This is a genomic window from Romboutsia sp. 1001713B170207_170306_H8, from assembly GCF_015550495.1.
Lineage (GTDB): Bacteria > Bacillota > Clostridia > Peptostreptococcales > Peptostreptococcaceae > Romboutsia_E.
This window is the reverse complement of record NZ_JADNAX010000010.1, coordinates 39,536-63,552: the sequence shown is the minus strand read 5'-3', so window position 1 is coordinate 63,552 and position 24,017 is coordinate 39,536. Positions and strand designations below refer to the sequence as shown.

Here is a 24,017-nt window from a genome sequence, read left to right as displayed (position 1 = left end):
ATGAAAACATTAGAAAAATCAAGTGGAATAAAAAAGAAGATATTATAAGTATGAAAGTAAATAGCGTAGAAAGAAATAAAATAATAGTAAGAAAAAATAATAAAAAGAAAAAAATGTAAAAAAGTAATTTTTATTATGGAAATTATTTACATATAATGGTAATATTTAAATATAAACAACAAGAAACGACATAAAATTGAAAATCAGTGGGAATTGACATAATAAAATATTGAAATTTAAAGGATAATTTAAAAAAATATTCTTTATAATTAACATATATAAAATTAATTTATTTTATTAGATAAGTTATTTAATAAAAAATAACACCCCAAAACCCCAATAAAAAAGACTGGTCTTTTAAAGCACAGTCTTTTTATATTGGAAAAGTTAGATTAGGAGAGCAATTATATGTATAGCAAAGAATTGTTGGAACAACTTTTAGATTTAATACCAGACTATATATTTTATAGGGATATAGATGGAAAAAATATATATTGTAATAAAAGTTATGCAGATAACTTAATTGGATTACCAAAATCACTTATTTATGGAAAAACATATGATGAATTACCTGTACTTAGAAAAATTCATAAGATGGGCAAAATTAAAGATTTAGAAGTGATTGAAAGTAAACAATCGGTATCTTATGAGCAAACTGTTGTAAGACATAATGGCGATATACAGGAAGTTGAGGTAAGTAAGTATCCATCATTTGATGAAAAAGGAAATATACATGGAATATTAGGTGTAATTAGGGATATTTCATATAAAAATGAACTAGATAAATTAAGAGAAGGATTCTTTTCTAACATAGGGCATGAATTTAGAACACCTTTAAATATGATATTTAGCAATATACAGTTATTAGAGTATAAATGTTCTAAGTGTTATAAAAGAGATGAAAAGCATAGTTGTAATGAATGCTTTATACAAAATATAAAGCAAATAAATAATAATAGTTTAAGAATACTTAAATTATCAAATAATTTAATTGACTTAACCAATTTAAAATCAGGAGTATACTCATTTAGTCCTAGAAATCATGATATTGTAAACTTTGTAGAATCAATATGTGAAAGAATAAATGAATATAAAAAATTTAAAAATATAGATTTGATATTTGATACGGATATTGAAGAAATAATTATAAGTTTTGATTATTTAAAGATAGAAAGAGTAATATTGAATATTATATCAAATGCAATAAAATTCAATAAGGAAAATGGAACAATACTAGTATGTATAGGCACAGAAAATAATTTTGTTAAAATCTCGATAAAAGATAATGGAGTGGGTATACCACAGGACAGGATAGATAATATATTTGAGGCATTCTACAATGTTGAAGATAGATTTACAAAGATAAGTGAAGGCAGTGGAGTTGGTTTATCACTTAGTAAAAGTTTAATTGACATTCATAGAGGAAAAATTAATGTAAATAGTGAGGTAGGTGTTGGATCAGAATTTATAATATATTTACCTAATATTTATGATGAAGATGAAATAGTAGATTTATCATATTTGAAAGTTGATTCTAACAGTATATCACGTATACATATGGAACTTTCAGATATTTATAGTTAATTATAAGATAGACCATTGACATAAAATCAATATGAAAGAATAAAATAATAAGATTAAAAAATTATTATGAAAACGGTAGAAAAGGAATAGTGTAAAGCTATTCCTTTTCTATTTTAAGGAGAATAAAATGAGTAAGGCAATAAATGAGACAAGATACTGTATAGTTTTAAAACAATCAAAGATAAGGGAGAGTAATGTAGATTATGGGATAGAGAGTATTTTTGTAAAAGAATTAAATACCGAAGAGATAAGATTTGTATATTTTAAGAAAAGAGGAACAATTAATATCAAGACTTTCAGAATATTATTCAAGACAAGGTCAACTAAATTTTAAGTTAGAAATTTTATTTAAAGATTTTAATATAAATTAGTAATATTTAGTTTATAGGTGGAAATTTCAATAAGTAATATACTATAAAATAGATTATATTTTTGAATAGAATGATAATTTAATATATTAAAAAATATAATTATATTAATACTTATTTAAGTTTGAAATTTAGTTGAAACTAAAATCATCAAATACTAATAAAATTTATAACGTAATAAGATTTAAGGGAAAAATTAAGGTATTAAAAGATAATTTTAAATATATATTATAAACTTGATAAAGTTAGATAAAGAGTTGATATGATAAACAGTTAAAAAATAAAACTGTTATTATGAAGAATGTATACCAATACTCCATCTAGCTTATTTTATTAAAAAAATAAGGAGGAAAAGACAATGATAATAAACATTTGGAAAAAGCAAGGCTTAAGGCTAGTAAAAGAACTACCTCTAGGAGTAATATCTACAATAGAAGATACCATACAAATACTAGATGAAAACTACGGTACAGAAAGAACAACAGAAGATTTAGGTGGATACATAGTTGTAGTAGATAAAGCTGGAATAGAAGAATTAAAACAACATCAACTGAAAGGAATTTTACCAGAGCATATAGATGAGATACATGGAACTGATTACATTTCAGTTCTATTTTTGTGTTCAAGTGATTTTTCAATAGTTGTTATTTGTAAAAAAGAATTAAAAGATCTAATTGAAAAAATAGATTAGTATAAGGATATGATTACAATGGATAAAAAGAAAATACCAGTAAAAAGAGTTGATATAGTTTCATTGAAATTAGTAAAAGAAAGTAGTGTTCTATATGAAACTAGAAAAATAAGTAGCCCTTACGATGCTTATAAATTAATAAAAAACTTTTTGATAGATAGTGATAGAGAAAAGTTTGTAGTAGCATGTTTAGATACAAAGAACCAACCTGTAAATATTTCTGTAGTTTCAATTGGTAGTGTAAATTCTGCAATAGTACATCCAAGAGAAGTTTTTAAAGTAGCTATGTTAAGTAATGCTTCAAAAATAATCTGCTTTCACAATCATCCATCAGGAAATTTAAAATGTAGTAAAGAAGATGAAAACATTACTAATAGATTGAAAGAGTGTGGAGAAATACTTGGAATAGAATTAGTAGACCACATAATAGTAGGAGATAACGATAAATACTTTAGTTTTAAAGAAAATTTTATGATGTAGAAAGTCTTAGTTTAACAAAATAGGCTAAGGCTTTTTCTATGTTCCAAAAAGATATAATAGTAATTTAGACTAAAACTCCGAAACCCCGTTAAGTTTTAAATAAAGATAAAAATAATAGGAGAAAAGAAATATGTTTAAAACAGAAAATAGATACATGACTAGAAAAGTAGCAGAAGAAATACCTTTAGAAATAAATATATTGTTGTGGAATTTGATAGATGAACTAAATGTAGAAAACGATTATTTACAAGTTTTTGAATTAAATCCTATAGGAGAAGGTATAGTTGAAATAATTCATAAGCAAGAAGTACCAGAATACAAAAGTAGCCTATGCATACAGAATGAAGAAATTAAAGAAAATAAGAAGCTATACGCTATAGATAGCTTAGAATACAGTACTTTGATGTTTTCAGAAGAATACTAATTTTACACGGAAGTAAGAGCATTTCAATGTTAGACAATGGAGATAAAAAATAAAATTACAATTATCTTTAATAAAACCCCGAAATCCCGTAGAAAAATAATAAAAGTTAAAAAAGTAATAATTAAGATCTAATCTAAATTAAATCCCGAAACCCCGTAAAAATAGAGATATAATTAAAAAATTGAAAGGTAGAAATGAATATGATAAATAATAAATCTGAAATAAAAAATAAATTATTCTTTGATGAATTAAAGGAATTAGTAAATAAATATAATAACATAGATGATGAAACTATAACTGTAATAGAAAAAATAGATAATGAGATAGAAGATAAATACATAAAAGAATACATTTTAAAAGAGAGTAATAAGATAGATGAAATAGTAACTGAATATAAAAATACAAATAATTTAGATATAGATAAGATAATATTCTTTGCTTGGTACAATTTAAACATAGAAGAGATAAGTATTAAAAATATAAGTAACTACTACAATGAATTAATTTCTCAAAAATACACTGATAAGGATAATTATTTAATTTACAAAAATAAAAATGATTTAAGAGAATATGCAAGGAATGAATTAGATTATATGTTGGACATGGAAATTCATATAGATAGGTTATTTGATAAGGACGCAATAATAGATTTCTGGTTAAATAATACTACTAAAGAAGAGTTGTTAGAGGAGATAATGTTAAATGATGATGTTGAAGATATACTAGATCTTTCACCAGAGTATGCATTTACATTAACTGATGGAAGTGAATATGTTTTTTCAATTAAGGAATAAAAAATAATTAATATAATTAAAAATAACGGGATTTCGGGTTTTTTAATTAAGTAGTAGATAAGATAAGCAATAAAAATTAAGTAATTAAAGAAACAATACGGGGTTTTGGGATTTTCATAAGGAATAAAATAAGGAACTTTTCAAGAGATAATTTCAAAGAAACTTTCTGTAGAAGTAGTTATTATTTAAGGAGAAATCTATTAGGAGGTGAGTTATGAGAGAAAAGCAAAATGATTTTAAGGGGATATATGCAGAAATGTCAGAAATTCTAGGAGAAGAAATAGTAAGAATAATATACAAGAACTATAAGGGACAGCAGATAAATTTTCCTATGAAGTTACATTCAAATGAATATATAGAAAAATATATTATTGAAAATTATAGTAAAAAATCAGTAAGAGAGATGTCTAGAGAATTAGGTTACTCTGATAAGTGGATACAAAGGCTAATAAAAAAATTAAAGATTAAAGAGGAAAGTTTTGAATAATCGATAAGAAAGGAAGGGAATACACTATGAATTTATTTTCAACAATTAGTAAAAAACTTAATATGAGTGATGAAGAACGTGCAATAGAAAAAGAAGCTAAAAGTTTATTATCAGATTTTAATAGTTTAATAAGTAGATATGAAATATGGTATTCAAATTGTAATAATAAAAATAAAACATATCAAAGTATGCTTTCTTTTAGAGAAATAGATGAAGATATGTTAAAGGAATCAAAGCTAGATATTAGCATAGATAATTTAGAGAAAAGTTATAATACACTTAATAACTACATACAACCAAGTATAAAATTCTCAATGAGTCTGAAAGAAAAAAATATAAAAATGAATAATATGGATTTAAATGAGAAGAAACTAATAATAGATCCTTTAAGAAAGCATATTTTTCATATGAAAGATTGGGAAGCTAAAAAAAATTTATTTGAAGATAACTTATCTAAAGCATATGAGAGTGTAATAAATAATTTTGCTATAATAGATATCTCTACTATAGAGTCTTATGCATCTTCATACCTAGATTTAAGTTTAAATAAAAGTGATAGTGTTGTAGAAAAAGTAAATCTTATTGAAGCTGTTTTAAATAATGGTAAAGTTGCATTAGAAGTACATATGAGAGTTTTTGGAGATATGCTAAATCATAATGATTCATTAGAAGAGGAATTAGGAGAGTCTTTAAATAAAATTTATACACTATATAAATATGTAACTGATAAATTTCCAGAGACAAAAGAAGAAAGTGGATGGCTTTCAAGTGTAGATAAGAGACTTAGGGCTACTAAGAAAATGTGGTATTATAGTAATATTTTAAAAATAATAATACCAACATTAGAAATGATTAGAATTAGTGCTGTAAATCAGTTACCATTATTAATGCTATACGCAAAGGATGATAAGGAAAAAGATTTAAGTGATTTTAATATATCATTAAGTAATATAACTACATTAATTGGTATTTTACCATCATATGTTAAATCAAATACATATGTAAAGGAAGTGCCATATGGAAGTAAAGTATTAACTATTAAAGAATTCTGTTTTGGACGCAGTATATTTAAAGAAATTAATGGAGTTCTTGTATCTATAGAATATGATGTAGATAAAGAACTTACTATTGAAGAGCAATTTGCAACAAGTGTAGTTGGTTATGAGTTTTAATTGGAGGAGATAGTATGAATATATTTGTTTTTCTTATATCATATGGATTAATGATAGGAGCAGTTGCATTCGCTATTCCAATGACAAGAAGAATAGGAACCATGGTTCTTACAGGATCAGGAATTTTATTTTTAATTGCATGTGCAATGTTATTATTAGGAAAAATATTTACTATGCTACTACCATTTATAATAATAGGTTGTATAGCATATGTTATTTATTCAGGTAAAAATAAAATTAGAGATAAAAAAGAACTAAACTTAGCTAAAGGTATGACGGATGAAGAAAGAAGAAAAAGAGAAGAGTTTTTAAGAAATTTATAATAAAAATATTTGATAATAATTAATAAATATATTGAGATAGCATTTAGCTATCTCTTTTTTACATTTAGGGAGAAATAAATATGAATAAACCAATAAATGAAACTAAATATTGTAAAGTGCTAAGACAAGCAAAAATAAGAGATGGAAATGTAGGGTATGGAATAGAGAAGATTTTTGTAAAGTCATTAAATCAAGAAGAGATAAGGTTTGTATACTTTAAGGATACTTTTAGAAAAGAACAGCAACTAATAGCAAGACCTTTAGATTTAACAGAAGATGATTTAACGAAGTTAATTAAGGAATCCATAAAGAAAAATGTATTTTCAAAGGAGTTTGTAAGTAATCTTAGATGGATTCTTAATACTAAGGAGGTAGAATAACATGACACTAGAGTTATTTGTAGCAGGTGTTAAATTTGGAGTGTCAATTTTTGGTATAGTAATGAAACAGAGAAAAGAATATACAAAATAAGGAGATGAAATTAAATGAAGGAATTTACATTAGGTTCAGTAGTAGGATTAGGAGTATGTATAGTAATTGAACTAGTGATTTCTAGTAAATCTATGTTGGTATAAGATATAGTATAATAAGGTTAATTAAGTTAGCCTTATTTTTTTGAATAACAATATAGGAGTGATTAAATGTATAAAGATACAATAACATTAGCACAGTTATTACGAGAAGTATATGATGACACAGATTTAGGTAAATCTGGAGTGAATATGAGTAAAACTACTAAAGATAACATGATAGAAAAATTAAGAGCTATTGGTAAATCATTAGGTATAGATGTTGAAAAGTATCGTATAAAAAATAGATATAAAATACCGAGAATAATAGCGGATATATTACAAATATATCTTACGGTGGATAGTTCTAAAGGTAGCTTTATAAGTAAAATAAATACTAAACAGTATGAAAAAATAACGAAAGAGGAAAAGATTGAATTCTTAAACAAAGTAATAATAACTTTAGAAGATAAATATAAAAATGATGAAAATTATATAAATATACAACATGATATTGAACATATTAAGAACACAGTTATGCTTGAAATAGAATTTTCTCATGGAGAAAGAGAAGTAATTGAAGATATAAAAAGAGAAATTACAGATAAGATAGATTTATGTTTCAGGGAATACACAGATATAAAACCTGATGATGGATTAATTAGGGTTAATGATGATATATATACTAAAAATATAAAGTTTAAGAAGATAACAAGTGATGAAAAAGGTAGATTAGATGTATTATCACAATATGATAAAATTATATTCATTAGACATTTAAAAGAAAGAATAGATCAATCAATAGAAGAGTGGAAAGAATTGATAAGCTTAGCAAATGAAATAAAAAATGATGAAATAGATAATATAGTTGAATTTGATGAAGATGTGCAAAATAACAAACTTATTATAGAAGGAAGAGAATTACTTAGAAAAAGTATAGATGAGTACAAAAAGGAAGCAATACAAAAGTATAAAAATAAAAAAATAGAATATAACAAAGATATGGAACAAATTTTAAAAGATATAAAGAAAGAAATAGATAGTAAATATAAATAATTAAAAAGATAAGTATTTTTACCTAAGTAAGAAAAGGGGGTTAAAATACTTATCTTTTTTTTAGGGTTCGACTAAAGAATATATATAAAATAAAATAAAAATATATTCGAAAGGAGAGATTTAAAATATGGCTATTAAACACAGAAAAAGACTAGGGGAAGGAATGAAGGCAAAAATTCCAGAGCCATTAGAGAACAAAGTTACAAATGAATTACTTGAAATCAAATTAAGTAAAGAGAATCAAGAAGAATTACAAATAGAAGAGATAGAAGAAGTAGAAATAGAAGAAAATACAAAAATGTATGAGTATGAAACTAAAAACTATTGTAGTGATGGACAGAATTTATTTGTAAAATCATCAGCTAAATCAGGTAATGAAAAGATAGGTAGACATATATGGCCTAAAGAAAACCAACTTAACATAGATAAGAATACAGAAAAAATTCTGTTAGAGTTTAGGACAGTTAGGGAAATGGCAACAGAATTACTAGATCGGCATGATTGTTTATACGAGCGTAATCTAATGAAATTACAAAATAAAGGAATTGATATAGTTAAAAGTAATGCGAAATACGTAGTTGAATGCATTCGAGAATGTGAGTCATCAATCATAAAGAGATATATACATTCTAAGTTAGATTTCATGGATTATGAAGGAAAAACAATATACAAATTACATGAAGCAATAGGAGTAAATTCAACATATGTAGGTACATATGATGTTAAACCACAAGGATCATATGATGAATACATTAAAATGATACAAAATCATGTCGTAGGTAATGTAGAATTAGAATTCGCATTATCAAGTGGAGTATCATCAATCCTTTTAGGATATATAGGAGAAGATTTAGGGTTAGACTCTAATATAATACACCTTGTTGGAAATTCAACTACTGGAAAATCAACAGCTTTAAAATTAGCTATATCATGCTTTGGTTATCCAGGTTCTAATGGAGGTCTATATGGAACTTATAATGGAACAAATAATGCATTAATAAAAAAACTAGGAGGTTTAAAAGGAGTACCATATGCTTTAGATGAGATATCTATGTCAGATAATAATAACTTTACTAGATTTGTATATAGTTTAGCTAATGGAGCTGATAAAGAACGTTTAAACAAAGATTCTGAAATAATGGAAAAGGAATCTTGGTTGACAACAATACTTTCAAATGGTGAAAAGTCTATAACTAGATCTTCTAATAATAATGCAGGTCTACAAGTTAGAGTAATAGAAGCAGAAAACTTTACTTGGACTAAAAGTCCAGAACATGCAGAAGCTATAAATCATGTTATTTTAAATAACTATGGTCATCTAGCAATAGAATTTGCACAGTATTTATTAGATAAAAATAGAAATGAAGTAATTAGAAATTATAAGCAAGAGAAAATCAATCTATACGATGAACTTCGCAAAAGAAATGTATATGATGATATGTCAATGAGAAGATGTAGTAAGTTTGCCATTATCATACAAACGGCATTTATCATAGAAGAGTTATTAGATATAGAACTAGATATAGAAGGGATAGTAGACATGATAGTTAGCATAGAAAGAGAATCAATAAAGTATAGAAATTTCCACAAAGTAGTAATGGACTTCATAAAACAGTATGTAGATAGGTATAGAAACAAGTTTGATGGAAAATTAAAATCTAACTCACAAGAGATATTAGGAAAAATTACAGACAAGGAAGACTATACAGAACTTCAAATGGAGCAACTTTCTTTTGAACTAATGATAAAAGAAGGTGGATACGAAGATAGAAAGATAGTTCTAAAAGAACTAAAAAAAGCGGGATTTCTAGACTGTGAAAAAGATAGACTAACTAGATCTAGAAAAAATAGTGTAGGGGTTAATACCGAGTATATAGTAATAAAATTACCTAAAGATAAAGAAATAAAAGAAGAAAATAACAACTAATAATCTAGTAGTAATAATATTGGGGTTAAGTCTTTTTAGACTTAATTCCAACATGGGATAAACTCAATAATAATTAGGAGGAGACAAAGAATGAACTACAATGAACTAGAATTTTTAAACCAAGAATATGAACTAATTGAAAATGAAATGCTTGAATCATTAGCAAATGATGAAATCGGATATTTTAACTACTTAAGATCAAATTCATATACATCAAGATTATTAAACTTAATAGCTAAAGACATAGAAGCATGTAATGAAGAAGAATTCATAGAAAGTATACAAGAAGTAGTAAGTAGTCTAAATTTAGTTAAATAAACATAATCAAAAACATATATTATAAATTAGATGTTGGAGGAAAAATGGAGGGTATTAGTTTAGAACAAATTAAGGCACAAGAAATAGTAGAAATACTAAGTGATATAATTCAAAAATCTATAATTCAAAGTAAAAACAAAGGAGATAATGAACATGAGTAACAGAGTTTCAAGATAATAATTTAATTAACCTTAGTAGATAAAAATAAAACCTACTAAGGTTAGTGTAAAAGAAAATAATAGAAAGTTATTTGAATTAACAAAGCAAATTGTATAGTTTAAAGGAAAACTAATATTAAAGTAATCAGAAGAGACGTCTTGGAGGTAATAAAAATGAGTAAAAGAATAGCAATATATTGCAGAGTATCAACTATAGAACAGGCTCAAGAAGGCTACAGTGTGGATGAGCAAAGGAGAAGGTGCATAGAATATTGTGAGAAAGAAGGTCATGAAGTTTTTAAAGTCTATGAGGATAGAGGGATAAGTGGTAAGAATATTTCAGGAAGACCTGGATTAAAAGATTTACTAAAAGATTCTAATGATAAAAAATTTGACTTAGTAGTTGTGTGGAAGTTAAATAGAATTAGTAGAAGGTTAATAGATATACTTAACATAGTAGATACATTAGATAAAAATAGTATAGCATTTCGTTCTTTAACAGAGAGTTTTGAAACTGAAACTCCAGCAGGAAAGTTACAACTTAACATCATGGGAGCGATTTCTGAATTTGAGCGTGGTACTATTGCCGATAATGTTAAGATGGGGATGATGGCACGAGCTAAGGAAGGTAAGTGGAATGGCGGCAAGGTGCTTGGATACGACATAGTAGAAATACCAAGTGAAGGAAAGAAGAGAAAAGAAACTAAATTAGTAATAAATGAAAAGGAAGCAATGACAGTAAGAAGAATATTTGAACTGTATAGTACAGGACATGGGTATAAAGCTACTGTGAATAGAGTAAATCAAGAAGGTCATAGAAGTAAGAAAGGTAATCCATTTGCAACAGCTACAATAAAAGAGATACTAAAAAATCCAGTATACATTGGTAAGATAAGATACAACCTAAGGCAAGATTGGAATGAAAAGAGAAGAAGAAACATAAATCCTGATCCAATACTTGTAGATGGAGAACATGAACCAATAATAGATACAGAAACATGGGAAAAGGTACAGATAATACTAAAAGATAGGAGTAAAACTCACAATAGAGTCTATGACAGTGAGCTAATTTTAAGTGGTTTACTAAAATGTCCAGTTTGTGGAGCATCAATGACTGTAAGTAGGTCAACTAGAAAAAGAAAAGATGGAACTAAAGTAGTAAATGAGTACTATGCATGTGGTAATTGGAAGAACAAAGGTACAGCAGTGTGTAATTCAAACTCTGTAAAAGCCGAGGTAGCAGATGAAGTTGTAATTAATAAGTTAATAGAAACAGTAAACAATGAGTTACTACTAAAGAAGGTAATAAACAACATAAATAAGAATAAGTCTAGTAAACTAAAGCCTAAACTAGATGAAATGAACTTAGTAAATAAAGAAATTGATAAGTTAAATGGTAAGAAAAACTCTAGCATAGAGCTATTTGAGGATGGAATCTTAACTAAAAGTGAGCTAGCGGATAGAGTAAAGAAACTAAATGAAGAGATAGACACATTGAAGTTTAGATTAGATGAAATAAAGCAGGATGTAATGTTAGCAGAAGGAGAACCAGTACCTTTTGAGTTAGTAAGTAAAGTAATGAAGAAGTTTGGACAAGTTTTTAAGGAGAGTAGTACAAGACAGCAAAGAAAGCAGTTGTTGAGTTTACTTGTGTCAAAGATTACGATAGATAAGTCAAGAGCAATAGACACTATAGAGTTACAGATAAACGAAGATGTAATAAGATACTTAATGAAGGAAGGGTCATCTGAAGAAGATGAAGACCCTTCCTTTTTTAATGTTTCTATGCTTAATTATACTTGCTTGAAATTTGTAATATAATGTAGATATAAAAAGAGAAGAGGTTAAAAGTAGTGATTTAGGAGATGTAGGAAAATATTGCTTTATAAGTTGTTGGACAGAAGATGAACAAGAGAGTATTCCATTTTGGAATATGTATACAAAAAATATGTCAGGGGTTAGGATAAAGCTACCTTCAGATATGTTTAAAAAATACAAAGTAAATAATATTGGAAGTGAAGGTTATTTTTATAGTTATTTTAAGTTCAATGAAATATTTAGGCAAGATGGCATTATATCTCCAGATTGGACAAATATACTGAATAAATTTGAATATACAGATGATCTAACTTTACTATTTCCTAAATTACTATCAAGTAGTGGAGATGACATAAGTATTAAATTTGGTGAATTAGGTAGATATAAGAGAACTAATTGGTCATTCCAAAAAGAGTGGAGATATATGATTAAAATATTACCTGTAACATTAGAAGAAATGCAGTCAAATAATTACAATAGTTTTTGGAGAAAATTAAAAAGTAATGAAGGTTTAGATATAAATTGTTATTTTTTAAATATAGATGAAGGATAATTTAAACAAATGGAAATAACATTAGGTCCAAATGTTACAGAGGGTGATAAGATAATAGTTGAATCATTAGTAAGTAAATACAATCCTACAGCAAAGATATTTAATAGTTGTTTGCATAATAAAATAAGAGTTAAATAAAAACGACTTCCCTTGAAGGTGTAATGGAGAACCGTATCACAAATAAATGATACGGTTTTTTTTAGAATAATAACAAAGTTTAGTTATAACAAATGTTAAAAATTATAAACTTTAATTTAATAAACTAATTAGTGTTTATAATATAGAATTAAAAATAAATATGTAAGGACGTGTTAAAATGAATACTCAAAAATATGATAAAGATAATCCTAAATTGGTTAATTCAATGGTATGTGCAATAGACATACTTGGATTTTCGCAAATGATAATAGATTCATGTAGAGATGGATATGGAGATGAGTTATTAAAAGATATTAACTATCTTATAAATAAGAATAAGCAATGTATAATTCCAAATAAATATAGCAAAGGTAATATAAAAATATACACTGATAATATGATAATAGGATACCCTATAAAAGATGATGGAGAAGCCGAATTAAATGAAATTCTGGATAATGTATCAGAATATCAGTTTAATCTATCATTAGAAGGACTTTTTGTTAGAGGTGGTGTAAGTGTTGGTGAGTTTTATATAAATGAAGACATTGTATTTGGTCCAGCTCTTTTAGATGCGCATAACACAGAGAGTAAGCTTGCATGTTATCCAAGAATTATACTAGATGATAAAACTGTAAAAAGATTAAAGAAATATATAAATTATTATGATGTAGCACCACAGTACAATAAAATACTTATAGATAGTGATGGGCAATGGTTTTTAAATTATTTAAATACTATATTTAAATATTATAGAGAATGTAATAATGAATATGAATTTGAGAGAATACAATTAGAACTATTACTTAGACATAAAGATAAAATTGAAGAAATGTTAAATATTCATAGAAAGAATATAAGAGTATGGGATAAATATGTATGGACAGCTAATTACCATAATTATTTTTGTGATCTGAATTTTCCAGATGAAAAGCAATTAAAAATATCAAGAAAGAGTTTACTTTCATGGCAAAGTCAAGTTTTAAGTGATGACTTATAAAATATTAAGTAGTCTATTGAATGGTATTTTGTATGATAGAATAAAAATATATTTAAGAAGAAGGAGTCATTATGGCTAAAGCAAGAAAAATGCTTGGAAAAGCAGATTCACCCTACATTGTTTCTCTTATGAGATTAATAGAAACACAAAGTAAAAAAACGATTGTAAAATGGTGTAATGAATATGCGAAAGATTATATTTTACCTATTTATGAAAACGAGTATCCTAATGATACTCGTTTAAGAATGGTATTGGACGCTTCTAATCAATGGTTATAAGGAAATATAAAATTAACAGAAGCAAGAAAATTATTAAGGAGGCTCAAATAGTTGCAAGGGAAGTAGAGGAAAATCCAGCTGCACAAGCTGCAGCTAGAGCAATAGGATCAGCGACAACAGCAATTAATAATGTTACAAGTTCTTTAGGACTTGCATTTTATGGTTGTGCAGCAATAGCATACTAATCCATAGGTGTTAATGGAACGATAGAAATTTATGATGAAATAGCAGAAAAAGAGTGTAAAAAAATGGAGGATGCTTTACATAAAATTGCTATAATAGGTGAGACTAATCCAGCAAAAATAAAGTGGAACTGCTAGATATAAGTGTGCATCATTTTGACAAAATTAAATAAATGATATAATATAAACTTGAAAATTAGTCTGAAAGTTATGTTTATTAAATAAATTACAAAAATATAAATATAGTTAAATCTAAAAAATAAGGTCAAGGAGTTGAAAAATTTGATATTATATGAGAAAAAAGAAAAAGAAAATAGTAAGGATTATGCTTACAGAGTATTAAAAGATAATATTATGATTTTAAATTTAAAACCAGGTGAATTACTAAGTGAAGCTGATTTATCTGAAAAGCTTGGAATATCTAGAACACCAATAAGAGAAGTATTAATGAGACTAAAAAATGAACATTTAATAGAAGTAAAGCCTCAAACAGGAACATATATATCATTAATAGATATTAATATGGTTGAACAAGCTTTATTCATGAGATATACACTAGAAAAAGAAGTATTAAAAGAAGCATGCAATGGACTAAGTGAAGATATTATAATTGAGTTAGAAAAAAATTTATTTGCTCAAAAATTAATAAGCAATAAATCTAATTCAGCAATTGAATTCCATAAGTTAGATAAAGAATTCCATGAGTTATTATTTAGAGGAACTAATAAAGGTGATATATGGGATTGCATATTAAATATGAGCACTCATTATAATAGAATGAGATTATTAATTGAATTAAAAAATGATAAAAAGAAAAATATAGAAGATCATGAAAGGTATTTAAATTTAATTAAAAATAAATCAATGGACGGAATTGATGAAATTATAACATCTCACATCAAAGATTCTACCCAGGACTGGTTAGCTATTGCACAAGAAAATGATTTAATAAAGTATTTAAAAAGCAGTAATTAGTTATAAATTTTAAATGTAAAAATAGAGGAGGTTAATGGATTATATTTCATTGTCCTTTTTTTATTTTTATAGATAAAAATATTTGGGAAAAAGCTTGCATAATTTTGTTATGTATGCTAGTATACAAGTATGAATAACTTGCATATAATATATATAAACTTGGGAGGCAAAATATGAAATTACCATTTAATGTTGATTTAAAAAATAAAGTAGCAGTAGTAACAGGGGGAACAGGAGTACTATGTGGAGCTATGGCTGATGCTTTAGCTGAATGTGGAGCTAAAGTAGCGATACTTGCATTAAACCAAGATGTATGCAATGCCAAAGCTGAAGAAATAAAAGCTAAAGGCGGAATTGCTATAGGTATAGAAACAAATGTATTAAATAAAGAAAGCATAAAAAATGCTCATGAAATAATATTAAAAGAATTCGGTCCATGTGACATATTAATAAATGGAGCTGGTGGAAACCATCCAAAAGGAACTACAACTAATGAATACTTATTACCAGAAGATTTAAATAATGAAGAATTAACTACTTTCTTTGATTTAGATCCAGAAGGTGTAAATTTTGTATTTAACTTAAACTTCTTAGGAACATTACTTCCATCACAAGAGTTTTCAAAAGACATGATAAATAGAGAAGGTGCAACAATAATAAATATATCATCAATGAATGCTTATACACCTCTTACAAAAATACCTGCATATTCAGGAGCTAAGGCTGCAGTAAGTAACTTTACTCAATGGTTAGCAGTACATATGTCAAAGGTTGGAATAAGAGTAAATGCAATAGCGCCAGGATTCTTTGTAACAGCACAAAATGAGAGATTATTATTCAACGAAGATGGAACTCCAACACCAAGAAGTGAGAAAATATTAAATAGCACTCCAATGGGAAGATTTGGAGAAGCAGAAGAACTATTAGGTACTTTATTATACTTAGTAGATAGTAAAGCATCAGGATTTGTTAATGGAGTATGCATACCAGTTGATGGCGCATTCTCAGCTTATTCTGGAGTTTAATCTTTACGATATAGGGGGCATATATTATTATGTTAAACAAAATAAAAGAAGAAGGTATAGTAGCTGTAATAAGAGCTAAAGACCATGAAGAAGCTATTGGATATATAAATGCTTGTGTAAATGGTGGTGTAAAAGCTATAGAACTTACTTATACAATACCAAATGTAGTTGAGCTAATAAAAAATGTTAGTGAAAACTATAATGATGTATTGGTTGGTGTAGGTAGTGTATTAAATAGAAAAATGGCAAAAGATGCTATAGAAGCAGGCGCAAGTTATGTTGTAAGCCCTGGGTTTTCTGATGAAGTAAATAGTGTTTGTAATGAAATGAATACATTATATTTACCAGGGTGTATGACAGTAACAGAAGTTATGAATGCATTAGATAAAGGAAATAAGATGATTAAGTTATTTCCAGGGGAGGTTTTTGGACCTAAATATGTTAAAGCATTAAAAGCTCCAATACCTCATGTTGAAGTTATGCCAACAGGTGGTGTATCTATAGATAATATAGAACAATGGTTTGAAATGGGAGTTTCTTGTGTAGGAGTAGGAAGTTCACTATTAGGAGCAGGCTCTTTAGATGATATAGAAAATTTAGCTAAAGAGTTTAAATCTAAAATTGCACAAATTAGAAAATAATCAAAATAATAAAGTGCTAGCCTTTGGAGAAGTTATGCTTAGACTTACTCCTACAAACTTCCAAAGGGTTATACAAGCACAAGAGTTTGATGCAACTTATGCTGGGGGAGAAGCTAATGTTGTTTGTAGTTTAAGTATGTTTGGGCATAATACAAAGTTAGTTACAAAATTACCAGATAATGCTTTGGGGGATAAAGTAATAAGGTCTATGAGTAGTTTTGGTGTTGACACAAAAGATGTTTTAAGAGGAGAAGGAAGACTTGGTATATATTTCTTAGAGCAAGGTTTTGGGGTTAGAAACTCTAATGTAATATATGACAGACAATATTCTTCTATATCATTAGCAAAGAAAGAAGAGTTTAACTTTGATAATATTTTAAATGGTGTCAAAATGCTACATATATCAGGGATAACACCGGCTTTAAGCTCTAATTTGTATGAAATATCTGTTGAGCTTATAAAAACTGCTAAAGAAAAAGGTATACTAGTATCATATGATTCTAATTATAGATCAAAACTTTGGTCTTTAGAGGAAGCTAGAAGTTTTATGCTAGAGATACTACCTTTTGTTGACATAGCATTTTTAGGAATATTAGACTTTATAAATATATTAAAGTATGACGTAATAGAAGAAGAAACTTTTGAATCAAAATTAAAAGATTTATACAGTGAACTATTTAAGCAATATCCAAATATAAAGTTTGCATCATGTACAAAGAGAACTGTGAAATCAGTTAATAATAATTTATTACAAGGATTTTTCTTTGACGGCAAGACGTTAAGTGCATCAAGAGTACATGATATTGACATATTAGATAGAGTCGGTGGAGGAGATGCATATACAGCTGGAATCTTACATGGAATTTTAACTAATATGAATAGCAATGAAATTGTTGAGTTTGGAACTTGTGCAGGCGCTTTAAAACATAGTATAAAGGGCGATATAAATATGGTGGATTTAGAGCAAGTACAGGCTCTTATGAATAGTGGAATTGAAAACATAAATAGATAAATATAAAGGAATATATATATATAATTAGGAGGAATAGTATCTATGGAAATGACATTTAGATGGTATGGACAAGATGACCCTGTTAAAATAGAGTACATACGTCAAATACCAGGAATGAAAGGCATTGTAACGGCTATATATGATATACCAGTAGGTGAAGTATGGCCTTTAGAGAGAATATTAGAGTTAAAGAAAACGGTTGAAAATGCAGGATTAGAACTTTCTGTAATAGAAAGTGTTCCAGTACATGAAGATATAAAGTTAGGATTACCAACTAGAGATAAATATATAGAAAACTATTGTCAAACTATAAGAAACTTAAGTAAAGCAGGAATAAAAACTATATGCTACAACTTCATGCCAGTATTTGACTGGACTCGTTCTGATTTAGAATATGAGTTAGAAGATGGTTCAACTTGTTTAATATATGATGAAGAACAGGTTGCTAAAATGGACCCAGCATTAGGGGAATTAGAATTACCAGGATGGGATACTTCATATGGTGAAGGCGGATTAGGTGCATTACTTGATCAATATAAAGATATTGATGAAGAAAAACTTTGGGAAAACTTAGAGTACTTCATAAAAGGAATAATGCCAACAGCGGAAGAAGAAGAAGTTAAAATGGCTATACATCCAGATGATCCACCATGGTCAATATTTGGACTACCAAGAATAATAACAAATACAGAAAACTTAGATAGATTCTTAGACTTATATGATAGTTACTACAATGGGGTTACTTTATGTACAGGATCTTTTGGTGCAAGTAAAACTAATGATGTAGTTGAAATGATAAAACATTTTGGACAAGAAAGAAATAGAATACATTTTGCTCATTTAAGAAATGTTAAAATAACAGGAGAAAGCAGCTTTAATGAAGTTGCTCACTTATCAGAAGAAGGATCATTAGATTTCTATGAAATAGTTAAGGCTTACTGTGACTATAATTTTGATGGACCATTCAGACCAGATCATGGAAGAATGATATGGGGTGAAACTGGAAGACCAGGATATGGTTTATATGATAGAGCTTTAGGAGCTGTATATATAAATGGTATTAAAGAAGCTATAAATAAAGGCAAAAAATAATAATAATTAATAAAAGCTCTTGTTTTAGCAAGGGCTTTTATTTTAAATAATATTTTATGAGGAGTAGTAAAATGAGAAAATTCATGGACGATAATTTCTTACTATCAACAGATACAGCAATAAATTTATATCATAATCATGCTAAAAATATGCCTATATGTGACTATCATTGTCACTTAAATCCAAAAGAGATAGCAGAAGATAAGAGGTATAACAATATAACTGAAATTTGGCTAGGTGGCGACCATTATAAATGGAGAACCATGAGAAGTTTTGGTATAGAAGAGAAATATATCACTGGAGATGCTAGTGACTATGAAAAGTTTGAAGCTTTTGCAAAGGTTATGCCATATTTAATAGGAAATCCAATGTATCACTGGTCTCATCTAGAGCTGAAAAGATATTTTGGAATAGAAGAAACATTAAGTCCAAAGACTTGTAAACTTATATGGGATAAATGTAATAAAATAATAAATAGTGATGAATTTAGTGCAAGAGCTATGATAAAAAAATCTAATGTTAAGTATATAGGAACAACAGATGACCCAATAGATAATCTTGAATATCATATTCAGATATCAAAAGATAAAAGCTTTGAATGTGAAGTTAGGCCAAGTTTTAGACCTGATAGAGTTCTGAAAATACAATTAGAAGGATTTTCTGAATATATAAGCTTATTAGGAAAGACAGAAAATATAGATATAAATGATTATGAAACTTTATTAAAAGTACTAGAAAAAAGATTAGATTTCTTTGTTGAAAATGGGTGTAAAATAACTGATCATTCTTTAGAGAGAGTTTACTTTAGAGAAGCTACAGCTGAAGAAGTTAATGATATATTAAAAAAGGCTTTAGCTAACGAAGAACTATCTAAAGAAGAGATAGAAAAATACTTTACATTAACTATGATAAGTTTAGCAAGAATGTATAGTAAACGTAATATGGTAATGCAGTTACATATAGGAGCACTTAGAAATAATAACACTAGAATGTTTAAAAAGTTAGGTGCGGATGTAGGATTTGATAGTATAGATGATGGAGAAATAGCAACAGGTTTATCTAGATTATTAGATGCATTAGATATGACATATGAACTTCCAAAGACTATATTATATTGTTTAAACCCAAAAGATAATGAAGTTTTAGGAACTATGATTGGTAATTTCCAAGGCGGAGGAGTTTCTGGAAAAATTCAATTTGGTTCTGGATGGTGGTTTAACGATCAAAAGGATGGTATGGAAAGACAAATGATGGCTTTATCTCAACTGGGTCTTATAAGCCAATTTGTGGGTATGCTTACAGACTCAAGAAGCTTTTTATCGTATACTAGACATGAATACTTTAGAAGAATTTTATGTAATTACATAGGATGTTTAGTAGATAATGGCGAATACCCTAATGATATGGAAATATTAGGTGAAATTATAGAAAATATATGTTATAACAATATAGAAAAATATTTAAAGAATTAAATATAAATATATTTATTTAAAAAGATATATTACTTTGATAAGGGTAGAGTAATATATAAAAAGTCTTGGCATAATAAAATGGCCAAGACTTTTTATATGAAGAGTTTAATTATAATGTATAAAATTTTCTCTAATTAAATAAGTTATGAATAAAAGAATAGTATCTCTTATTTGAGTATAGGTATATATATGTGCAGATTTCTTTATAAAAGTAATCATCTTTCATTACAAAAAAGACTATATATAAAAGTAGGTAAAATATAAAGATATGTAAGGAAGGGATTACTATGAAAAACTTAGAGTTTAATATTACAAAAAGAGATGAGAAAGTAAATAAAGTTAGACATGATGGAGAAATTCCATGTATACTTTATGGACAGAATTTAGATAAATCAATATCAGCTAAAATAACTAAAAGAGAAATGATAAATATACTAAACTATACAGACAGTTCTATTCTAAATCTAAACTTAAATGGGGATATAAAAAAGTGTGTAATTAAAGAGTTACAAAGAGATCCTTTTGGAAATATAATACATATAGATTTCCAATGTATAAAAAAGGGTGAGACTATAAAATTAAAAGTACCAGTTAATTTTATAGGTCAAGAAGGATTAGAATCAAGACGATTGTTAATAGAAGATTTTATTTCGGAGATACCATTACAAGGAGAAGCAAGTGAAATACCACAAAATATAGAAATAAATGTATCTGAGTTAGAATACGGTGATCAAATACTAGTTAAAGATATAAATATACCTAAGAGTGTAAAAGCAGATATTAATGAGGAATTAATGATTGCTAAAATTGGTTCAGTTAATACAAATGAAGGTGAAAAATCAGAAAAAGACGAAGATGCAAATATATATAATTTTTAATATATAACATAAAATATAGTTAGCAGGATAGTTTGTCAATCTTATGAGAATATGATATTATAAATACCTGTAAAAGAATTAAAAATGACAACGATGAACGGAGGAAATGCAATTATGAATTTACCAAATTGTCCAAAATGTAACTCAGAATACACTTATGAAGATGGAAGTCTTTTAGTATGTCCAGAATGTGCACATGAATGGAACCCTTCAGCATCAGAAGCTGAGGAAACAAGTGTTATAAAGGATGCAAATGGAAACATATTAAATGATGGAGATGCTGTAACAGTAATAAAAGACCTTAAAGTAAAAGGAAGTTCTTCATCTATAAAAATTGGAACAAAAGTAAAAAGTATACGTTTAATACCAGATGCTGCTGATGGACATGATATAGAATGTAAAATAGATGGTTTCGGAGCTATGAAACTAAAATCTTCAGTTGTTAAAAAAGCTTAATAAATTGAAAAAAAGATGGAAATGGATTATCATAACCATCTTTTTTATTTTATAAGATAAAGAATGAAGCTGCAATTATTAGATATACAGCTAAAAGCTGAATCCCCTCTAACCAATTAGATTCACCATCATGAGAAACTCTATTTGCTATTACTACTGAGGCTATTAGTGCAACTAATTCAAATTCATTAAATACAATGCTCATAGGGGTAAATATTAAGCTTAAAAATATTAATATAGGCGCCACGAATAATATTATTTGTAAACTAGACCCAATAGCGATTTCTAAAGCAACATCCATTTTATCTTTTCTAGCCATAACTATAGCCGTACTATGTTCAGCGGCATTTCCTATTATAGGTATTAAAATTATACCTACAAAAAACTCACTCCATCCTAAACTAGCTGTTATAGGTTCAATACCATTTACTAAGAATTCACTTTCAACTGCTATTAAAACAGTTGATATAACTAGTATAAATATAGATTTTTTTAGTGCCCATTTAGATGATTCACTATCTTTTTCTTCATTGATATATATATCTTTATGAGTGTTAAATGAAAATAGTAAGCTTAAAGCGTATATAATAATCATTACAATAGCAACAAAAATACTTAAACCTTCATATCTAGTATTTAATAAACTTGGATCAACTGTATGTGTAAATATAGCTGGAATACACAATCCGAGAACTGCAAATAATAACATACTTGAAGTAACTTCAGTTACCTTTTGATTAAATTTTTGTGTTTTATATTTTAATCCACCAGCTAACATACTAGCACCGATTACTAATAATATGTTTCCTATAACAGCTCCAGCAATAGATGATTTAACGACTTCAAATAAACCTTCTTTAAGAGCGAAAAATGAGATTATAAGTTCGGTTGCATTGCCAAATGTACCATTTAAAAAACCACCTATTTTAGGTCCTGAGTAAAATGAAATTTCTTCTGTGCCTTCACCCATAAGACCTGCAAGTGGAATTATAGATAGGCATGATAATAAGAACATTATAGAGCCAGATGCATTCATAAATTTAGCTATAAAGCTTATAGGTATAAATATAAGCATATACTTTAAAATTCTCATAAATTACCTCCTTATAAGAATAACCTTATAATTAGGTTGTCCCTAGGTAAGATAAATTATGAGAAGTTATTAAATATAAAGAGCTATACTAGTTGAGATTTAAATTAGAAGTTGAATCATTTTTAGGTTTTGATGAGCTAATGCTATTTAAGATCATACCTAATACTATTATAGCTAAACCTATAAGGCCATTTAGTGTAGGAATACTACCACCAAGCATAAATACCTCTCCTAATATAGCAAAAATAACTTCTCCAGACTGTGTAGCTTCAATAATTGCCAATTGAGAAGAATTATTTTTAACTAGTTCTGTAGCCTTAAAAAATAATATTGTAGCAATTACACCAGAAAAAATAGCAACTATCATAGATTGTATAATTTGACTATAACTAGGAAAACCAACATAGGAATAAGCAAAAGATGAAATTATTATCCAAAATGGCATACTACATAAGGTCATACCAAAGACTCTTTCTGTAGTAGTTAGAGAATCATTACATATAGACATCATTTTTCTATTTCCTAATGGATAAGCAAATGCTGCCATTAAAATTGGAATTATTGACAATAAAACCTGATTTAGATTAACATATGTAGCTTGTTCATATTGAATTAAAAATACTCCTAACAGTATAATACAAGACATTAGTAAACTCTTGATAGGAATTTTTTGTTTAAATAGAGGTGTCAATAATATACCTGCAATTATAGTTATTTGCCAGCAACCAGCAACTAGCCAAGATTGACCGTAAGACGAAGCAAATGTAAGTGGAACATAAAATAATCCTAATCCTATTGTACTCCAAATTAACCAATATGAAGTGTCGTTTTTAATTGAATTTAAGACCCTATGAATTCCTTTTTGTTTTAGTACGATAATATATAATACTGGTAACATAAATATGTATCTTAGTGATGAACTCCACATCCAGTTTCCTACAGAAATATTCATGCTACTGTTGAGTATGAATGTAAAAGCAAAGAATATTGAAGAAACTATTCCATAAATTAATGCTTTTTTCATTTATATCCTCCTTAAAATTTAATTAAATTATAGTATAATATGTATAATTTTATTATACGATTCAGCTTAATATTGTACATTATAAAATA

At 27.2% G+C, this 24,017-nt stretch carries 29 protein-coding genes; 27 read left to right on the top strand and 2 right to left on the bottom strand.

The genetic code is table 11. From position 1 onward, the window contains the following. Positions 1 to 408: 408 nt before the first annotated feature. The 27 genes from I2A66_RS14290 to I2A66_RS14170 all read left to right on the top strand — a co-directional run bounded on the left by I2A66_RS14290 (position 409) and on the right by I2A66_RS14170 (position 21,811). Positions 409 to 1,584 (top strand): PAS domain-containing sensor histidine kinase, encoded by a 1,176-nt coding sequence (locus I2A66_RS14290; protein WP_122640953.1) that lies wholly within the window; start codon positions 409 to 411, stop codon positions 1,582 to 1,584. 127 nt (positions 1,585 to 1,711) lie between these two features. Continuing rightward, positions 1,712 to 1,918 (top strand): hypothetical protein, encoded by a 207-nt coding sequence (locus I2A66_RS14285; protein WP_153973055.1) that lies wholly within the window; start codon positions 1,712 to 1,714, stop codon positions 1,916 to 1,918. 392 nt (positions 1,919 to 2,310) lie between these two features. Next, positions 2,311 to 2,643 (top strand): hypothetical protein, encoded by a 333-nt coding sequence (locus I2A66_RS14280; protein WP_153973054.1) that lies wholly within the window; start codon positions 2,311 to 2,313, stop codon positions 2,641 to 2,643. An 18-nt stretch (positions 2,644 to 2,661) separates the two neighbouring features. After that, on the top strand, positions 2,662 to 3,123 hold the full coding sequence (locus I2A66_RS14275; protein WP_153973053.1) for a JAB domain-containing protein: 462 nt from the start codon (positions 2,662 to 2,664) through the stop codon (positions 3,121 to 3,123). Positions 3,124 to 3,253: 130 nt separating this feature from the next. Then, a complete protein-coding gene (locus I2A66_RS14270; RefSeq protein ID WP_195251906.1) occupies positions 3,254 to 3,547 on the top strand; it encodes a DUF960 family protein in 294 nt (97 codons plus the stop codon). A gap of 200 nt (positions 3,548 to 3,747) precedes the next feature. Then, positions 3,748 to 4,341 carry a hypothetical protein gene (locus tag I2A66_RS14265; protein WP_195251905.1) on the top strand — a complete coding sequence of 198 codons (594 nt, stop codon included), beginning with the start codon at positions 3,748 to 3,750 and terminating at the stop codon, positions 4,339 to 4,341. A 214-nt stretch (positions 4,342 to 4,555) separates the two neighbouring features. Continuing rightward, on the top strand, positions 4,556 to 4,828 hold the full coding sequence (locus tag I2A66_RS14260; protein ID WP_153973050.1) for a Mor transcription activator family protein: 273 nt from the start codon (positions 4,556 to 4,558) through the stop codon (positions 4,826 to 4,828). A gap of 26 nt (positions 4,829 to 4,854) precedes the next feature. Then, positions 4,855 to 6,000: a hypothetical protein gene (locus I2A66_RS14255; protein WP_195251904.1), complete on the top strand. Its 1,146-nt coding sequence runs from the start codon at positions 4,855 to 4,857 to the stop codon at positions 5,998 to 6,000. Between the two features lie 14 nt (positions 6,001 to 6,014). Beyond that, on the top strand, positions 6,015 to 6,323 hold the full coding sequence (locus I2A66_RS14250; RefSeq protein WP_195251903.1) for a hypothetical protein: 309 nt from the start codon (positions 6,015 to 6,017) through the stop codon (positions 6,321 to 6,323). A gap of 80 nt (positions 6,324 to 6,403) precedes the next feature. Next, positions 6,404 to 6,703, top strand: a complete 300-nt coding sequence (locus I2A66_RS14245) for a hypothetical protein (protein ID WP_195251902.1) — start codon at positions 6,404 to 6,406, stop codon at positions 6,701 to 6,703. 261 nt (positions 6,704 to 6,964) lie between these two features. Then, entirely contained in the window at positions 6,965 to 7,888 is a 924-nt protein-coding gene (locus I2A66_RS14240) for a hypothetical protein (RefSeq protein ID WP_195251901.1), read from the top strand. A gap of 127 nt (positions 7,889 to 8,015) precedes the next feature. Next, entirely contained in the window at positions 8,016 to 9,815 is a 1,800-nt protein-coding gene (locus I2A66_RS14235; protein WP_195251900.1) for a DUF927 domain-containing protein, read from the top strand. Between the two features lie 90 nt (positions 9,816 to 9,905). After that, positions 9,906 to 10,133, top strand: a complete 228-nt coding sequence (locus I2A66_RS14230) for a hypothetical protein (protein WP_195251899.1) — start codon at positions 9,906 to 9,908, stop codon at positions 10,131 to 10,133. 332 nt (positions 10,134 to 10,465) lie between these two features. After that, positions 10,466 to 12,112, top strand: coding sequence for a recombinase family protein (locus I2A66_RS14225; RefSeq protein ID WP_195251898.1), 1,647 nt, complete (start codon positions 10,466 to 10,468; stop codon positions 12,110 to 12,112). Between the two features lie 112 nt (positions 12,113 to 12,224). Further along, positions 12,225 to 12,662: a DUF2971 domain-containing protein gene (locus I2A66_RS14220; protein WP_195251897.1), complete on the top strand. Its 438-nt coding sequence runs from the start codon at positions 12,225 to 12,227 to the stop codon at positions 12,660 to 12,662. Positions 12,663 to 12,671: 9 nt separating this feature from the next. Next, complete coding sequence (locus I2A66_RS17435; protein ID WP_279309975.1) at positions 12,672 to 12,800, top strand: hypothetical protein; 129 nt, start codon at positions 12,672 to 12,674, stop codon at positions 12,798 to 12,800. Between the two features lie 178 nt (positions 12,801 to 12,978). Beyond that, on the top strand, positions 12,979 to 13,800 hold the full coding sequence (locus I2A66_RS14215; RefSeq protein WP_195251896.1) for a hypothetical protein: 822 nt from the start codon (positions 12,979 to 12,981) through the stop codon (positions 13,798 to 13,800). A gap of 71 nt (positions 13,801 to 13,871) precedes the next feature. Next, complete coding sequence (locus I2A66_RS17295) at positions 13,872 to 14,078, top strand: putative immunity protein (protein ID WP_243113413.1); 207 nt, start codon at positions 13,872 to 13,874, stop codon at positions 14,076 to 14,078. Beyond that, complete coding sequence (locus tag I2A66_RS17290; protein ID WP_243238741.1) at positions 14,069 to 14,263, top strand: putative immunity protein; 195 nt, start codon at positions 14,069 to 14,071, stop codon at positions 14,261 to 14,263. Before I2A66_RS17295 ends, I2A66_RS17290 begins: the two co-directional genes overlap by 10 nt. 279 nt (positions 14,264 to 14,542) lie before the next feature. Next, positions 14,543 to 15,235 carry a GntR family transcriptional regulator gene (locus I2A66_RS14205; RefSeq protein ID WP_195251895.1) on the top strand — a complete coding sequence of 231 codons (693 nt, stop codon included), beginning with the start codon at positions 14,543 to 14,545 and terminating at the stop codon, positions 15,233 to 15,235. 173 nt (positions 15,236 to 15,408) lie between these two features. Further along, complete coding sequence (locus I2A66_RS14200) at positions 15,409 to 16,260, top strand: SDR family oxidoreductase (RefSeq protein ID WP_122640916.1); 852 nt, start codon at positions 15,409 to 15,411, stop codon at positions 16,258 to 16,260. 29 nt (positions 16,261 to 16,289) lie between these two features. Continuing rightward, positions 16,290 to 16,901: a bifunctional 4-hydroxy-2-oxoglutarate aldolase/2-dehydro-3-deoxy-phosphogluconate aldolase gene (locus I2A66_RS14195; protein WP_207734782.1), complete on the top strand. Its 612-nt coding sequence runs from the start codon at positions 16,290 to 16,292 to the stop codon at positions 16,899 to 16,901. Then, positions 16,882 to 17,913, top strand: a complete 1,032-nt coding sequence (locus I2A66_RS14190; RefSeq protein ID WP_122640912.1) for a sugar kinase — start codon at positions 16,882 to 16,884, stop codon at positions 17,911 to 17,913. The genes I2A66_RS14195 and I2A66_RS14190 overlap by 20 nt, the downstream gene beginning before the upstream one ends. Positions 17,914 to 17,955: 42 nt before the next feature. Next, positions 17,956 to 19,005, top strand: a complete 1,050-nt coding sequence (uxuA, locus tag I2A66_RS14185; protein WP_122640910.1) for a mannonate dehydratase — start codon at positions 17,956 to 17,958, stop codon at positions 19,003 to 19,005. Positions 19,006 to 19,076: 71 nt separating this feature from the next. After that, complete coding sequence (gene uxaC / locus I2A66_RS14180; protein WP_122640908.1) at positions 19,077 to 20,477, top strand: glucuronate isomerase; 1,401 nt, start codon at positions 19,077 to 19,079, stop codon at positions 20,475 to 20,477. A 287-nt stretch (positions 20,478 to 20,764) separates the two neighbouring features. After that, positions 20,765 to 21,355 (top strand): 50S ribosomal protein L25, encoded by a 591-nt coding sequence (locus I2A66_RS14175; RefSeq protein ID WP_122640907.1) that lies wholly within the window; start codon positions 20,765 to 20,767, stop codon positions 21,353 to 21,355. 111 nt (positions 21,356 to 21,466) lie between these two features. After that, a complete protein-coding gene (locus I2A66_RS14170) occupies positions 21,467 to 21,811 on the top strand; it encodes a zinc ribbon domain-containing protein YjdM (protein WP_122640965.1) in 345 nt (114 codons plus the stop codon). A gap of 49 nt (positions 21,812 to 21,860) precedes the next feature. Here I2A66_RS14170 and cax read toward each other — a convergent pair whose 3' ends face one another. Both cax and I2A66_RS14160 read right to left on the bottom strand, forming a co-directional pair. Continuing rightward, the gene (gene cax, locus I2A66_RS14165) at positions 21,861 to 22,904 is read right to left on the bottom strand and encodes a calcium/proton exchanger (protein WP_147516745.1); all 1,044 of its coding nucleotides are present in this window, start codon (positions 22,902 to 22,904) and stop codon (positions 21,861 to 21,863) included. Between the two features lie 88 nt (positions 22,905 to 22,992). Then, positions 22,993 to 23,928: a DMT family transporter gene (locus I2A66_RS14160; RefSeq protein WP_195251894.1), complete on the bottom strand. Its 936-nt coding sequence runs from the start codon at positions 23,926 to 23,928 to the stop codon at positions 22,993 to 22,995. Positions 23,929 to 24,017: the final 89 nt, after the last annotated feature.

Coding starts and splice junctions, on each gene's coding strand:
- I2A66_RS14290 (WP_122640953.1), top strand. CDS start 409: ATGTATAGCAAAGAATTGTTGGAACAACTTTTAGATTTAATACCAGAC.
- I2A66_RS14285 (WP_153973055.1), top strand. CDS start 1,712: ATGAGTAAGGCAATAAATGAGACAAGATACTGTATAGTTTTAAAACAA.
- I2A66_RS14280 (WP_153973054.1), top strand. CDS start 2,311: ATGATAATAAACATTTGGAAAAAGCAAGGCTTAAGGCTAGTAAAAGAA.
- I2A66_RS14275 (WP_153973053.1), top strand. CDS start 2,662: ATGGATAAAAAGAAAATACCAGTAAAAAGAGTTGATATAGTTTCATTG.
- I2A66_RS14270 (WP_195251906.1), top strand. CDS start 3,254: ATGTTTAAAACAGAAAATAGATACATGACTAGAAAAGTAGCAGAAGAA.
- I2A66_RS14265 (WP_195251905.1), top strand. CDS start 3,748: ATGATAAATAATAAATCTGAAATAAAAAATAAATTATTCTTTGATGAA.
- I2A66_RS14260 (WP_153973050.1), top strand. CDS start 4,556: ATGAGAGAAAAGCAAAATGATTTTAAGGGGATATATGCAGAAATGTCA.
- I2A66_RS14255 (WP_195251904.1), top strand. CDS start 4,855: ATGAATTTATTTTCAACAATTAGTAAAAAACTTAATATGAGTGATGAA.
- I2A66_RS14250 (WP_195251903.1), top strand. CDS start 6,015: ATGAATATATTTGTTTTTCTTATATCATATGGATTAATGATAGGAGCA.
- I2A66_RS14245 (WP_195251902.1), top strand. CDS start 6,404: ATGAATAAACCAATAAATGAAACTAAATATTGTAAAGTGCTAAGACAA.
- I2A66_RS14240 (WP_195251901.1), top strand. CDS start 6,965: ATGTATAAAGATACAATAACATTAGCACAGTTATTACGAGAAGTATAT.
- I2A66_RS14235 (WP_195251900.1), top strand. CDS start 8,016: ATGGCTATTAAACACAGAAAAAGACTAGGGGAAGGAATGAAGGCAAAA.
- I2A66_RS14230 (WP_195251899.1), top strand. CDS start 9,906: ATGAACTACAATGAACTAGAATTTTTAAACCAAGAATATGAACTAATT.
- I2A66_RS14225 (WP_195251898.1), top strand. CDS start 10,466: ATGAGTAAAAGAATAGCAATATATTGCAGAGTATCAACTATAGAACAG.
- I2A66_RS14220 (WP_195251897.1), top strand. CDS start 12,225: ATGTATACAAAAAATATGTCAGGGGTTAGGATAAAGCTACCTTCAGAT.
- I2A66_RS17435 (WP_279309975.1), top strand. CDS start 12,672: ATGGAAATAACATTAGGTCCAAATGTTACAGAGGGTGATAAGATAATA.
- I2A66_RS14215 (WP_195251896.1), top strand. CDS start 12,979: ATGAATACTCAAAAATATGATAAAGATAATCCTAAATTGGTTAATTCA.
- I2A66_RS17295 (WP_243113413.1), top strand. CDS start 13,872: ATGGCTAAAGCAAGAAAAATGCTTGGAAAAGCAGATTCACCCTACATT.
- I2A66_RS17290 (WP_243238741.1), top strand. CDS start 14,069: ATGGTTATAAGGAAATATAAAATTAACAGAAGCAAGAAAATTATTAAG.
- I2A66_RS14200 (WP_122640916.1), top strand. CDS start 15,409: ATGAAATTACCATTTAATGTTGATTTAAAAAATAAAGTAGCAGTAGTA.
- I2A66_RS14195 (WP_207734782.1), top strand. CDS start 16,290: ATGTTAAACAAAATAAAAGAAGAAGGTATAGTAGCTGTAATAAGAGCT.
- uxuA (WP_122640910.1), top strand. CDS start 17,956: ATGGAAATGACATTTAGATGGTATGGACAAGATGACCCTGTTAAAATA.
- uxaC (WP_122640908.1), top strand. CDS start 19,077: ATGAGAAAATTCATGGACGATAATTTCTTACTATCAACAGATACAGCA.
- I2A66_RS14175 (WP_122640907.1), top strand. CDS start 20,765: ATGAAAAACTTAGAGTTTAATATTACAAAAAGAGATGAGAAAGTAAAT.
- cax (WP_147516745.1), bottom strand. CDS start 22,904: ATGAGAATTTTAAAGTATATGCTTATATTTATACCTATAAGCTTTATA.
- I2A66_RS14160 (WP_195251894.1), bottom strand. CDS start 23,928: ATGAAAAAAGCATTAATTTATGGAATAGTTTCTTCAATATTCTTTGCT.